The sequence below is a fragment of the Vibrio sp. Vb2131 genome, from assembly GCF_033338535.1.
Taxonomy (GTDB): Bacteria; Pseudomonadota; Gammaproteobacteria; order Enterobacterales; family Vibrionaceae; genus Vibrio; species Vibrio alginolyticus.
Genome location: NZ_JAWOSW010000027.1, coordinates 17,271 through 30,706, shown reverse-complemented (window position 1 = coordinate 30,706; position 13,436 = coordinate 17,271). Strand labels below are relative to the sequence as shown.

The 13,436-nt window shown below is 45.0% G+C and carries 12 protein-coding genes; 10 read left to right on the top strand and 2 right to left on the bottom strand.

Annotated features, from left to right (window positions below; all coding sequences use genetic code 11):
- Positions 1-52: 52 nt before the first annotated feature.
- Entirely contained in the window at positions 53-781 is a 729-nt protein-coding gene (locus tag R7E38_RS21205; RefSeq protein WP_053350732.1) for a redoxin family protein, read from the bottom strand.
- Positions 782-950: 169 nt separating this feature from the next.
- Between R7E38_RS21205 and oxyR the strand changes: the two genes are divergently transcribed.
- Entirely contained in the window at positions 951-1,862 is a 912-nt protein-coding gene (gene oxyR / locus R7E38_RS21200) for a DNA-binding transcriptional regulator OxyR (RefSeq protein WP_005381326.1), read from the top strand.
- Between the two features lie 52 nt (positions 1,863-1,914).
- On the opposite strand, the gene R7E38_RS21195 is transcribed toward oxyR, so the two are convergent.
- On the bottom strand, positions 1,915-4,476 hold the full coding sequence (locus R7E38_RS21195; RefSeq protein ID WP_025768081.1) for a penicillin-binding protein 1A: 2,562 nt from the start codon (positions 4,474-4,476) through the stop codon (positions 1,915-1,917).
- A 144-nt stretch (positions 4,477-4,620) separates the two neighbouring features.
- Between R7E38_RS21195 and pilM the strand changes: the two genes are divergently transcribed.
- From pilM to R7E38_RS21150, 9 genes are all read left to right on the top strand, one after another.
- Entirely contained in the window at positions 4,621-5,637 is a 1,017-nt protein-coding gene (pilM, locus tag R7E38_RS21190) for a type IV pilus biogenesis protein PilM (RefSeq protein ID WP_005381324.1), read from the top strand.
- Positions 5,621-6,196, top strand: a complete 576-nt coding sequence (locus R7E38_RS21185; RefSeq protein ID WP_005381323.1) for a PilN domain-containing protein — start codon at positions 5,621-5,623, stop codon at positions 6,194-6,196. The genes pilM and R7E38_RS21185 overlap by 17 nt, the downstream gene beginning before the upstream one ends.
- A complete protein-coding gene (locus R7E38_RS21180; RefSeq protein WP_158174192.1) occupies positions 6,189-6,782 on the top strand; it encodes a type 4a pilus biogenesis protein PilO in 594 nt (197 codons plus the stop codon). Before R7E38_RS21185 ends, R7E38_RS21180 begins: the two co-directional genes overlap by 8 nt.
- A complete protein-coding gene (locus tag R7E38_RS21175; protein WP_115386334.1) occupies positions 6,772-7,287 on the top strand; it encodes a pilus assembly protein PilP in 516 nt (171 codons plus the stop codon). Before R7E38_RS21180 ends, R7E38_RS21175 begins: the two co-directional genes overlap by 11 nt.
- Positions 7,288-7,312: 25 nt before the next feature.
- A complete protein-coding gene (locus tag R7E38_RS21170) occupies positions 7,313-9,058 on the top strand; it encodes a type IV pilus secretin PilQ (protein ID WP_033907306.1) in 1,746 nt (581 codons plus the stop codon).
- Between the two features lie 187 nt (positions 9,059-9,245).
- Positions 9,246-9,764: a shikimate kinase AroK gene (gene aroK, locus R7E38_RS21165; protein ID WP_005381319.1), complete on the top strand. Its 519-nt coding sequence runs from the start codon at positions 9,246-9,248 to the stop codon at positions 9,762-9,764.
- Between the two features lie 32 nt (positions 9,765-9,796).
- Entirely contained in the window at positions 9,797-10,897 is a 1,101-nt protein-coding gene (gene aroB / locus R7E38_RS21160) for a 3-dehydroquinate synthase (protein WP_005381318.1), read from the top strand.
- A gap of 52 nt (positions 10,898-10,949) precedes the next feature.
- The gene (locus R7E38_RS21155; RefSeq protein ID WP_033907307.1) at positions 10,950-12,461 is read left to right on the top strand and encodes an SPOR domain-containing protein; all 1,512 of its coding nucleotides are present in this window, start codon (positions 10,950-10,952) and stop codon (positions 12,459-12,461) included.
- Positions 12,462-12,530: 69 nt separating this feature from the next.
- Entirely contained in the window at positions 12,531-13,370 is an 840-nt protein-coding gene (locus tag R7E38_RS21150) for a Dam family site-specific DNA-(adenine-N6)-methyltransferase (RefSeq protein WP_104979776.1), read from the top strand.
- Positions 13,371-13,436: the final 66 nt, after the last annotated feature.

Genomic DNA, 13,436 nt, shown 5'->3' with positions numbered 1-13,436 from the left:
TTGGCCTCCGAGCCAAAGGCACCGGAGACCGAGGGTGTAGGCTATGGACAGCTTAGCCTAGATACGCTTCTAGCTCTTCGCTACCGCCGATGTGCTTGCCACCGATAAAGACTTGTGGAACAGTCGTGCGACCAGATATAGCTCGTAGACTAACTGTTGTTGCGTCTTTACCCAGAATCACTTCTTCATATTGAAGACCGTGGTCAATCAGATTTTGTTTCGCTTTCATACAGAAAGGGCAGCCTGGTTTAGTGAACACCGTGATGGATTCTTGCGTTTTGTAGTCAGGCGCTATGTAGTTCAGCATCGTATCTGCGTCTGACACCTTGAATGGGTCGCCTGGTTCGTTTGGCTCAATGAACATTTTTTCCACTACGCCATCTTTTACTAGCATGCTGTAACGCCATGAACGTTTGCCAAAGCCGATGTCGTTTTTATCCACTAACATACCCATGCCATCGGTGAATTCACCATTACCATCCGGGATGAAGGTAATGTTTTCTGCTTCTTGGTCTTGTTTCCATGCATTCATCACGAACGTATCATTGACCGAGACACAAATAATCTCATCAACTCCGTGCTCTTTAAATACAGGGAACAATTCGTTGTAACGAGGTAGATGGCTTGATGAACAGGTTGGAGTAAATGCACCCGGTAAGCTAAATACGATAACGGTCTTACCTTTAAATAGCTCATCGGTCGTTACATTCACCCAAGCGTCACCTTGACGAACTGGAAAAGTAACTTGAGGGACTTGTTGACCTTCTTTAGATACAAACATAATGATTTCCTTTAACTATTTTAAATTATGCGTATAGAGCTTAGCGTTTTTCGTCGCTCTGTTTCGTTTTGTTGAGCCCATTATTGTAAAAATCCTTTGATAGCTCTAATCGTTTGGTGTTATGGTTTTGATAGGTATTAGCTATTGTTAAAGAAGCGAAGCGTGAATTATGAATATTCGAGATTTTGAGTACTTAGTTGCACTTGCGGAACATAAGCACTTTCGCAAAGCGGCAGAGGCATGTTTTGTTAGCCAGCCAACATTGAGTGGGCAAATTCGTAAACTAGAGGATGAACTCGGGACCACGCTTTTAGAGCGAAGCAGCCGACGTGTTTTGTTTACCGATTCAGGGTTACAGCTGGTGGAGCAGGCTAAACGCATCTTAAGTGAAGTGAAAACCTTCAGAGATATGGCAAGCGGTCAAAGCGGAGCCATGACTGGACCGATGCATATTGGTTTCATCCCGACGGTTGGGCCTTATCTACTACCCAAAATTCTGCCGCAGATAAAAGAAGCATTTCCTGAGCTGGAGCTATTTCTGCACGAAGCTCAAACACATCAATTAGTGCGTCAATTGGAAGAAGGCAAACTAGATTGCTTAGTTTTAGCTTCGGTTGATGAAACTGCGCCATTTAAAGAGATCGAAGTGTATCAAGAGCCATTAAGTGTCGCAGTGCCATGTGACCATGAGTGGGCCTCTCTCGACCATGTTGATATGTTGGAGCTGAATGGTAAAACCGTTTTAGCGTTGGGAGACGGCCACTGTCTGCGAGATCAAGCGTTAGGTTTTTGTTTTGCCGCTGGAGCAAAAGACGATGAGCGTTTTAAAGCCACCAGCTTGGAGACGTTACGCAACATGGTTGCTGCCGGTGCGGGGATTACGTTATTGCCTCAGCTTTCTATCCCTAATGAGAAGCAAAAAGATGGCGTATGCTACGTACCAGCTGTTAACCCAACCCCCTCGCGTAATATCGTTCTCGTATACCGTCCGGGCTCACCACTACGAGCTAGGTTTGAAGCTTTGGCGGCGAAGATTAAAGAAGTATTGGCTTCTTATCCTTCATTGAACGCCGCGGCGTAAAAGCCGACATAAAAAAGGGAGAGCTTGATGCTCTCCCTTGTGCTTTTGTGATTTAGAACAGTTCTTCTGCGCCAGAGCCTGAAGAGTAAATACTATCTTCTAAACGGTCGCCAGCGTATTCGGTAGGCTCCGTGCCTTTTTCAAAGTATTCGAACATTGATGTGCTATCTACCTTGTGCGTTAGCATACCGCTGTTGCGATCAATACGAACTCGAATAATATCCTCTGGAATATTTTTACCTTGCTCCGGCGTCCCTTCTAGCGCAACACGCATGAAGTCAATCCAAGCAGGCTCTGCGGTTTTCGCACCCGACTCGGCACCAGAAATTTGGCCTTGCCCTAGGTTGCTGTTAACAGTGGTGCGGCCAAGTGCACGTGAGTGATCATCAAAGCCAACCCAAGCTATCGCAACGACACCAGGTCCATAGCCATTGTACCAAGCATCCTTGGAATCATTCGTTGTACCCGTTTTACCCCCGATATCGCGACGACCAAGTTTTTGCGCGCGCCAGCCTGTACCATTCCAACCTGTGCCTTCACGCCAGTTACCGCCACCCCAAATGTTGCTGTACATCATCTCACGCATTAAGAATGCATTCTGTTCGGAGATAACTTGCGGTGCATATTGAGGTTCATCATTTTCAAGGGCATTGTCTGTTGCTAGGCCATCAATCGCGACGTCTTGTTCGCCAAATTCATCAGCGTAGCGATTTTCTGGCTGCTCGCTCATTTGCGGACAATCCTTATGACAAACACTCTTTGGATTGGCTTTAAACAGTACTTCACCGAATGCATCTTCCACGCGTTCTACATAGAATGGTTCAACGTAATAACCACCGTTCGCAAACACAGAGTAACCTTGTGCCACTTTCATTGGTGTTAAGCTACCAGCTCCGAGTGCGATGGTCTCAGAGCGTGGTACTTGGTTAATATCAAAACCGAAACGAGTAAGGTACTGACGTGTCTCCTCGAGGCCAACTTCACGGAGTGTACGCACTGCCATGACGTTTTTTGATTGAGCTAAGCCGAGGCGAAGACGCGTTGGACCACCATAAGTTGGTGGTGAGTTTTTTGGTCGCCAAGCTGAACCAGAGCCTGCATCCCACTTGTTAATCGGCGCATCGTTAATCAAAGTGGCTAGAGTTAGTCCTTTGTCAATTGCTGCCGAGTAGATGAAAGGCTTGATACTTGAACCAACCTGACGCACTGACATGGTTGCACGGTTAAACTTGCTGTGCACAAAGTTGAAACCACCAACCAGCGACAATATCGCGCCATTTTCTGGGTTCATCGCAACAAACGCGGTGTTTGCTGTCGGCACTTGGCTCAGTTTCCAGCTCAGTGTTGTGTTGTCATCTTCATCGGTTTCACTTACTTCGCGAACCCAAACTTGTTGACCTGTCGCTAGCACATCATGCGCTGACTTTGGTGTTGAGCCTTGGCGGTTATCAGTAATGTACTTACGCGCCCAGTGCATTCCAGTCCAAGGGATGGTTTGCTCTTCATGGTTCTTAACCCATACTTGTGCCGTCTTATCATCGACTTTCGTCACAACCGCAGGGTAAAGGTCACCATAAGTTGGCTGTTTCTTCAGGTGCTTTTCTATTTGCTCATTGCCCCAGGCCGCTTCCCCTTCTTTCCAAAGCACACTTTCTGCACCACGGTAGCCATGACGTTCATCGTATGACAAGAGGTTATTTACCGCAGACGTATTTGCAGCATCTTGCAGTTTAGAATCCACAGTCATGTAGATATTCAAGCCAGAGGTGTAAGCTTCTTCTTCACCGTACTCTTTTACTGCCCATGCACGAGCCAACTCTGCTACGTAAGGTGCGGAAAGCTCAATCTCAGCGCTATGATAACGCGCCACGATAGGTTCATTGCGTGCTTCGTCATACTGCTCTTGTGTAATGTATTTCTCATCAAGCATTCGCATTAATACAACGTTACGGCGTTTTGTTGCGCGCTCAAGAGAGTAAATTGGGTTCATGGTTGATGGCGCTTTTGGCATACCAGCGAGTGTTGCAATCTCACTTAACGTCAATTCATCAAGGCTCTTACCAAAATACACTTGAGCGGCAGCACCAAAGCCATATGAGCGGTAACCAAGGAAGATTTTATTGACATAAAGCTCCATGATTTCTTGCTTACTTAAAAGCTGCTCAATATGGATAGCAATAAAAATCTCTTTAATCTTACGCATGATCTTCTTCTCATTAGATAAGAAGAAGTTACGAGCTAGCTGTTGCGTAATCGTACTTGCACCCTGTTTAGCCGAGCCTGAAACCGCAACAACAACCGCTGCACGAGTGATGCCGATAGGGTCGATACCAGGATGCTCGTAGAAACGGCTATCTTCGGTTGCGATGAGCGCGTGAATTAAGTCTTGAGGAATTTCGTCATAAGTAACAGGAATACGACGCTTTTCACCGAACTGTGCGATCAGCTTCCCGTCTTGACTAAACACCTTCATAGGTGTTTGTAATTCAACGTCTTTTAGAGTTGCAACATCTGGCAATTCAGGCTTCACATACTGATAGAAGCCAAATATTGTGGTGACTCCAAGAATTATGCAAATCAATGTTAAAAATAATAAACGCTTTATGAACTTCACCGGAGAATCCCTGATTGGTTGAGGCTGTGTAACGGCAAACCCTTGTACTCTTAGGTCAAAAATTTAGCACATAAGAGATATTAACTCTTATTTGGATGCTAATAACAACCTTTGCACGAAGAAATTTCGGAGCGAGAGTAAGAGATGGATAAGCTAATCGTTACCGGCATCGATATAGGCCATAACAGCCTCAAAGCCGTAGTACTTAAACCCACAGGCAACAATTACGCTCTGTTGGGTTACAAAGAAATATTACTAAAGGAAGGTATTGTCGCTGAAAATAACACCATAAATCATCAAGAAATTGTAAAGACCCTCAAGCAGATAAAAAAAGAACTGCCTTTTGGCGCTAAAAAAGTTGCGATTTCAGTTCCTGATAACTCGGTAATTAGCAAGAAACTGCAAATAGAACAAAATCTTGAAGAGAGTGAAGTTGAGTTTGCAGTGATACAAGCCTTTTCTCATCAATCGCCATTCCCTGTCGAAGAGCTGAGTTTAGACTTCGTTCGTCTTCGCGCTGAGGGCGGGCAGAGTGGCAGTGATAGCTATCAAGTGTTTGCGACAAGAAAAGATGTGGTAGAAGGCCGAGTCGATGCATTACAAAAGTCCGGACTAAAACCTGTTTTAGTGGACGTGCATTCGCAAAGCCTTGGTCATATCTGGAAGCTCACCGCCGATCGCTTTCCTGACAAAAACAAATACTGCTTACTCGATATTGGCACTTTATCGAGCTCCTTCACCATGTTTACCGAACAAGGTGAACTGTTTCACAAAGAGTTTGCTTACGGCACACGCGGAGCAAACAGCGCTTCTCCAGTCGATTTTCTGTCCGATGATGCTCAGGAGAAAACAGAGCTGTTTAACCGTCAAATCGTAGAGCGAGTAAAGCGCCAGATGCAGCTCTATACCTCAATCAATGGCTCACAAAACATCAAGGGTATCTGGTTATCAGGGGAAGGGGCCTCCACTCCCATGCTCGCAGAGGAGTTGTCTCAACAATTGTCGTTAGAGTGTGAATTGCTAAATCCGCTAGGGCTATTTGAGATGAAGGTGTCTAAGCGTAAGCGTCGTGCTGTGGATTGGCAGCATTTCTCAACAGCAGCCGGACTGGCCGTTCGTGGCATTCATTGGCTAGGAGGCGCCCGTGCTTTATCGCATTAATTTACTTCCTTGGCGAGAGAATCAAAGAGAAGAGCACCGACGTCGTTTCATCAGTTTGGTCGCATTAGGTATGTTGGTCGCTGTTGGCATCCAGTGGGGTATTGGAAAGTTTTTTGAGTACCAACAAGATCAACAACAGGAGCGGCTCGATTACCTCACTCACTACATTGCCGAACTCGACCAGCGTATTGAAGCAATGAAAATTGCAGAGCAAGAGCACAGCAAAATCCTCGAACGTCTAAAGGTCGTTGAAGGTTTACAAAACGGACGAAACAAAACGACCGAGTTCATGAACTTAATGCCTGCCGTTATCCCTGAAGGTGTATATGTCGACAAGATCAAAATGAATGATCTGGAAATTGAGATCTCTGGGATCTCAGATAGCACTCCAAAACTTGCCACGATGCTGGACAACATGGAGCGCTCGGCCAAGTTGAACGACGTAGAAATGCATTCCATCGTTCACGGCAAAGCCCGTTTTGGGAAAGAGTTTCAAACATTCAAAGTGTCTTTCATGTTCAAAGTAACGGAGAAGAAATTGGAGGCTCAACGTGGTTGATTGGCAGGATCTCGAAATAGATGAAATGGCCGAGTGGCCATTGTTGCCCCAGATTGTAGTAATCGCGCTTCTGATCATGGCGATTCAAGGCTTAGGTTATTGGTTTTACCTTAAACCGAAAGAAGAACAGTTGAATTACTTGATCCAGCAGGAGCAGACACTCAAGGTGGCATTGAAGATCAAAGCGAACAAAGTGGCAGCGTTGCCTCAGCTTCAATCTCAATTGGATGAACTTACCACTCGTTACGAGTTATTACTGCAACAACTGCCTGCGCAAAAAGAGCTGGCTACAATGCTCGCTTCAGTGAATGAGCTTGGCATCGACAATAAGCTGACTTTCACCCGAATCGACTGGGGCGAAAAACAATCAGAGCACTTCCTTTATCGTCTTCCTTTAAACATAGAGTTAACGGGCGACTTTCATGACATCGGCCATTTTTCTCAGGCAATAGCGACGCTACCTCGAATCATCACGTTTAAAGATGTGACTTGGCAACGTGTCAGCCAAGAGAGCGAAACCCTGCACTTTCGGGTGCGCGCTAACACCTATCAGTTTAAGCCGGAGGAGACGAAAAATGACAAGTAAGTCTTTGTTGTTGGTATTGATGGGTTCTCTATTGATGGGATGCCAGGCGAATGATGAATCATTGACGGATTTTATTCGAGGAGTGGAAACACAGGCGCGTCGAGAGGTCGAGAAGCTTAAGCCCGCAGACAAGTATGTTGCAGTCACGTACGCACCGGAAGTACAGCGTGCACCCTTTGAATTACCCAAAGAAGCCATCATCGCGACTCAGCCAGTTGCAAGAAAAGATTGTTGGCAACCGCCCTCAAGAAGGCGAACTGGAAAATTAGAAAAATTCCCATTAAGCCAATTACGTTTGAAAGGGGTCATGGGCATGGATAACACGGTTTCTGGCCTCGTTCAGGCTCCCAATGGCAATGTCTATAAAGTTAAGCCGGGTCAATACCTCGGACGCAATAATGGCAAAGTGACCCATGTCAGCCACTCCTACTTGTTGATTAATGAAACGTTGCCCGACGGCTTAGGATGTTGGCAAAAACGTAAAGTTAAGTTGGCTTTGAGATAGCCCCATTTATTTTTGATATTGAGTAATGAAAATGAGACAAGGATTAACACGTACACCAAGGATACTTACTGGGCTCTTCTCCTTATGGTTGTTTGTATTTTTAGCCCCTTTAGCGGCAGCTGAAGAAGTTTCGTCCAATGCCCTAAAAAGTATCGACTTTCGAACTAATAAAGATAAAGACGCCGTGATTGTCGTCGAATTGGCGTCACCGGCCGCGATTGTAGATATCAAGCGTGTACAGGAAGGGTTAAGTATCGATTTGCTTAACACTTCAGTAAAAGACGAGCAATTGTATCTCCTAGACGTGAAAGACTTTTCGACTGTGGTTGAGAGCGTAGAAGTGTTTCGCTATACCTCAACTACGCGCTTGGTTGCGCACATCAATGAAGAATACATGCATGATTACCGTTTAACGGGGCGTTTTTTGGAAATCAAAGTAGCGAAGATCAAACCCAATGAGAAAGCCCCAGATAAAAGCATTTTAGAAAGAGAAGGTAAGCTTATTTCGATTAACTTCCAAGATATTCCTGTGCGAAACGTCTTGCAGCTTATTGCTGATTACAACCAATTCAATTTGGTTGTCTCCGACTCTGTAGAAGGCAACCTCACGCTTCGTCTTGATGGTGTCCCTTGGCAGCAAGTGCTGGATATTATTTTGCAAGTTAAGGGGTTAGATAAGCGTGTTGATGGCAACGTGATTTTAGTTGCTCCGACTGATGAGTTGGACTTGCGTGAGAAGCAGCAGTTAGAAAAACAAAAATTGACGGAAGAAATGGGAGAGCTTTCATCTGAAATCATCAAAGTTAATTTTGCTAAAGCATCAGATATTGCGGAGATGATCAATGGAGAAGGAAATATCAGCATGCTGTCAGAGCGCGGCAGTATGACCATTGATGAGCGAACTAACTCGTTATTGATTAGAGAGTTACCTGAAAACATCGAGGTGATTCGAGAAATTATTGAGTCTTTGGATATTCCAGTTAAACAGGTTCAAATTGAGGCGCGTATTGTGACCATCAATGAAGGTAACATGGACGAGTTAGGGATTCGTTGGGGTTTTACATCTATTAATGGCAGTAATACAGTGGGCGGTTCTATTGAGAACAACCTCGCCACGATCGGTCTTTATAATGGAGAAGGGGGCGACGACGGTGGTGACGGTGATGGAGTGGGGATCGATGACTTCCTAAATGTAAACTTAGCTGCAACCAGCCCGAATGCGACCAGTCTTGCTTTCCAAGTTGCGAAGTTAGGATCAGACACACTACTTGATTTGGAACTTTCTGCGCTGCAACAAGAGTCTAAAGCTGAGATTATCTCGAGCCCACGTTTGATCACTACCAATAAGAAACCAGCCTATATCGAACAAGGTACAGAGATTCCTTACCTAGAGTCATCATCAAGTGGTGCAACGACGGTGACGTTCAAAAAGGCGGTATTAAGTTTGAAGGTGACCCCGCAAATCACACCGGATAACCGCTTAGTGTTGGATTTAAGTGTCACGCAAGATAGACCTGGACAAGTCGTGAAGACAGGCACTGGTGAAGCTGTTGCGATTGATACTCAACGTATCGGGACGCAAGTGTTAGTGAATAATGGTGAAACGGTCGTTCTTGGTGGTATTTTTCAGCACAGCATTACTAACTCGGTGGACAAAGTGCCTTTGTTGGGCGATCTGCCGCTATTAGGTGCGCTTTTTCGTCGAAGCTATGAAAATGTTGGCAAAAGTGAGCTGTTAATTTTCGTCACGCCTAAGGTGGTGATTCAGTAGTTCTGTCTCGGGAAAAACTGATTAAATCAAAAATAAAGTTGCAATAGTGGCACCATGCTTGGATAATTTCGGGTCTTATCACGAATTATCTGTGAGGAACTGGTGCCACAAGCCTTGTAGAACAGCAGTTTAGCTGTGTTTTCTTGTGGCGATCTTATTGAATCAATGTTGTAAATTACTGCTAAACATGGCTGAGAAACGTAATATTTTCCTTGTTGGCCCAATGGGCGCCGGCAAAAGTACAATTGGTAGACATCTAGCACAGCAACTGCATATGGAGTTTGTTGACTCCGATACAGTGATCGAAGAACGCACTGGTGCAGACATCTCTTGGGTTTTTGATGTAGAAGGTGAAGAAGGCTTCCGCAAGCGTGAAGAAGCGGTACTTGAAGACCTAACACAAGAGCAAGGCATCGTGCTTGCGACTGGCGGTGGCTCTGTTAAGAGCAAAGAAAACCGCAATCGTCTTTCGGCACGTGGTGTTGTTGTTTACTTAGAAACGACGATTGAAAAGCAACTTGCGCGTACAAACCGCGACAAGAAGCGTCCTTTACTTCAAACGGATAACCCTCGCGAAGTACTGGAGCAATTAGCTGAAGAACGTAATCCTTTATATGAAGAAGTAGCGGATTACACTGTTCGCACTGACGATCAAAGTGCAAAAGTGGTAGCCAACCAGATCGTAAAAATGCTAGAAGAGAGATAAGTCTTTATCTTTTTTTTAATTGGAGCAAACCGATGGAACGGATTACGGTCAACCTAGCTGAGCGTAGCTACCCAATCTCTATTGGCGCCGGGTTATTTGAGGACCCGGCGTACCTCTCTCAAGTTCTCTCAAACAAAAATGCAAAACAAAAAGTTGTTGTGATCAGTAATGTCACAGTGGCACCTTTGTATGCAGACAAAATTTTAAAGCAACTCGAGCAGCTCGGTTGTAGTGCATCCTTGTTAGAATTGCCTGACGGTGAACAGTACAAAAACTTGGATGTATTTAATCAAGTAATGAACTTCTTACTGGAAGGGAGTTATGCTCGTGATGTTGTGATCATCGCGTTAGGTGGTGGTGTTATTGGCGATCTTGTGGGTTTTGCGTCTGCCTGTTACCAGCGTGGGGTCGACTTTATTCAAATACCGACCACATTACTATCCCAAGTGGACTCTTCGGTTGGTGGAAAAACCGCGGTTAACCATCCGTTGGGTAAGAACATGATAGGCGCGTTTTACCAACCTAAAGCAGTGATCATTGATACCAACTGCCTGTCGACGTTGCCTGAACGTGAGTTCGCTGCGGGTATCGCCGAAGTCATTAAGTACGGCATTATTTACGATGCAGATTTTTTTGTATGGTTAGAAGACAATCTTGAGCGCTTGTATGCGTTGGATGAAGAAGCACTAACTTATGCGATCGCACGTTGCTGTGAAATAAAAGCGGAAGTGGTGGCTCAGGATGAGAAAGAGTCGGGCATCCGTGCTTTGCTTAACTTAGGTCACACCTTTGGTCATGCGATTGAAGCGGAACTTGGCTATGGCAATTGGCTGCATGGTGAAGCGGTATCTTCCGGCACTGTTATGGCGGCCAAAACGTCGCATCTACGCGGTCTGATCTCGGAAGAGCAATTTGAGCGTATTGTTGCGATTTTGCGTCGTGCAAAACTGCCTGTGCATACTCCAGACAGTATGAATTTCGATGACTTCATCAAGCACATGATGCGAGATAAGAAAGTCCTCTCTGGTCAATTACGATTGGTTTTGCCTACAGGCATTGGCACTGCCGAGGTAATTGCTGATACGACACAAGACGTACTCAAACAGGCAATAGACTTCGGTCGCGATATTTAACCTTGTAATGGCGCCTTTGGGCGTCATTCTTGTAGTGTATTAAGGTTATTAGATGAGTGTTGCTCACGTACTGGAATTAGATTCTCAAATCGAGTTGCTTGATAGATTAGGTCTACTGACTAACTTTGGTTCCAATCTAATTGCGATTAATGGTCATGATGGGTACGGGAAATCTTGGTTAGCGCAGCGATACCTTGAAGTGGGTGCCAGTAACAAGAATCAATGTTTGTTACTTTGTCATTCTAATCAAGACGATGTGCAGCATCGCGTCCTTATTTTGAGTCAACTGGTTTCAGACGCATTGTTTAATCAGCAAGAGCCTTTACTTGATAGCCTTGAAAGGCTTTTAGGTGATGAGGCGTGTGACATTGCAATTGTTGTAGATGATGCGCATTTATTGAGTGAGACACTTATCTCTGAGCTTTGGATGCTGGTCTTAGAGGCGCACCATAAGCCAAATTGGACCATCAATGTCTTACTGTTTACACAGTCTGGACGTTTAGACGGTTTGCTAGCACGTCTCAGTTATGGACAAGAGATAAAGCCTGTTGAGCTTGATATTGATATGTTGTCCGAAGTGGAAGCTCGTCGTTTCTTTGAGTCACTTGTTGCGCGCTACGTCGATGATGAGTCTGAGAAACGGGTTCGAGATGCATTTAAAAAAGTCGACCCAGTACCGGGTGACATCATGGCGTTAGGAGAGATGAAAGTGGAAAAAAGGATCATTATCCGCTCGATTGTCGGTTCACCCCTGAATATTGCGTTGGTGGTATTAGTCTTACTGTTGCTTGCTGCTGGTGGCTATTGGTGGATGCTTAGTCAACCAAGTCCTGATGATAAAGCGCAGCAAATTGCTGGCAGTTTAGAGCAAACGGCTATTCCAACTTTTGAAGAGTCAGGAGTCAGTGCAGCGCAGTCTTCACTGCAACCTGTAACCGATGGCTCTAGCAGTCTTGATAAGTCTGGTGCGGTTGATGATTCTGATTCATTACCGCCAGCAGTGACAGAAGAAGTAGCGAGCGTAGGCAGTGATGACAATCAACAAAGAGTGGTGATTGAGTCGAATGTGGTCGATGCATTGCTTGAAGGTAAAGCTGATTCAGCAGACACAAAAGCGATTGATGACGTCGTAGGTACTGAGAAGACAGAAACCGCCGATGAAACTAGTTCCCCTTTGATTAAAGTTGTAAAACCGAATCAAGATATGACGCAAGCACCTGCTCAGTCAGAAGAGGGTGAGGCAAACCAACCTGTTGTGAAATTTTCATTTGCTCGTGAAGAACTAAAAGCTCTATCGCCAAGAGCTTATACTTTACAACTCGCAGCTATGACCTCAATGGAAGATGTACAATCCTTTCTCAATGAGCATCAACTGAATAATCAAGTGCGAATTTATCCTACCGTTCGTAATGACACCGAGTGGTATATCATCACATATCAAGATTATCCGACAATTCAAATGGCTCGTGATGCCGTCGCAAGCTTGCCAGATTCGGTTAAGTCAGTGAGTCCTTGGGCAAAATCACTCCGTCAGGTTCACCGTGAAATTGAACGAGTGAAATAAACCTGAGCTTCCCTGAAAAATATGTTACATTCCGCAGCCTTAATTTTTGGTCGATAGATAGAGCAGTAGATGAAAAAGCAACGAGCCTTTCTTAAATGGGCAGGAGGAAAATACGGACTGGTTGAAGACATCCAACGTCATTTGCCGCCGGCTCGAAAGCTAGTTGAACCTTTTGTTGGTGCGGGCTCAGTGTTTCTGAATACCGATTATGACCATTATCTACTTGCAGATATCAATCCAGATTTGATCAATCTGTACAACCTGCTGAAAGAACGCCCTGAAGAGTATATCTCTGAAGCGAGGCGTTGGTTTGTCGCTGAGAACAACCGCAAAGAAGCCTACCTACACATTCGCGCTGAGTTTAATAAAACCGATGACGTGATGTACCGTTCTTTAGCATTTTTGTACATGAACCGCTTTGGTTTTAATGGCCTATGCCGTTACAACAAAAAAGGTGGCTTCAATGTACCCTTTGGCTCTTACAAAAAGCCGTATTTCCCTGAGGCGGAATTGGAGTTTTTTGCAGAAAAAGCCAAAAAAGCTACGTTCGTTTGTGAAGGTTATCCTGAAACATTTCGTCGTGCGCGCAAAGGGAGCGTCGTGTATTGCGATCCACCTTATGCGCCGCTTTCAAATACGGCAAATTTCACCTCATACGCAGGTAATGGTTTCACGTTGGACGACCAAGCTGCATTAGCCGACATTGCTGAAAGAACAGCGACTGAACGTGGCATTCCTGTGTTGATTTCTAACCACGACACTACCTTGACACGTCGGTTGTATCACGGTGCGGATCTTAATGTGGTAAAAGTAAAGCGTACCATTAGCCGTAATGGTAACGGTCGTAATAAAGTTGATGAGCTACTTGCGCTTTTTCATGCCCCAGACATGGATAAATCAAACTCTTAATTCTCACACTATTATATCTAAATAGTGGATCTCCCCACTGGCTTCGGTAGAATTGCGCGCAGATTG

Excerpts from the sequence above, each read along its gene's own strand:
- R7E38_RS21205 (WP_053350732.1), bottom strand. The coding sequence starts at position 781 with ATGTTTGTATCTAAAGAAGGTCAACAAGTCCCTCAAGTTACTTTTCCA.
- oxyR (WP_005381326.1), top strand. The coding sequence starts at position 951 with ATGAATATTCGAGATTTTGAGTACTTAGTTGCACTTGCGGAACATAAG.
- pilM (WP_005381324.1), top strand. The coding sequence starts at position 4,621 with ATGGATAAGCTAATCGTTACCGGCATCGATATAGGCCATAACAGCCTC.
- R7E38_RS21175 (WP_115386334.1), top strand. The coding sequence starts at position 6,772 with ATGACAAGTAAGTCTTTGTTGTTGGTATTGATGGGTTCTCTATTGATG.
- R7E38_RS21170 (WP_033907306.1), top strand. The coding sequence starts at position 7,313 with ATGAAAATGAGACAAGGATTAACACGTACACCAAGGATACTTACTGGG.
- aroK (WP_005381319.1), top strand. The coding sequence starts at position 9,246 with ATGGCTGAGAAACGTAATATTTTCCTTGTTGGCCCAATGGGCGCCGGC.
- aroB (WP_005381318.1), top strand. The coding sequence starts at position 9,797 with ATGGAACGGATTACGGTCAACCTAGCTGAGCGTAGCTACCCAATCTCT.
- R7E38_RS21155 (WP_033907307.1), top strand. The coding sequence starts at position 10,950 with ATGAGTGTTGCTCACGTACTGGAATTAGATTCTCAAATCGAGTTGCTT.
- R7E38_RS21150 (WP_104979776.1), top strand. The coding sequence starts at position 12,531 with ATGAAAAAGCAACGAGCCTTTCTTAAATGGGCAGGAGGAAAATACGGA.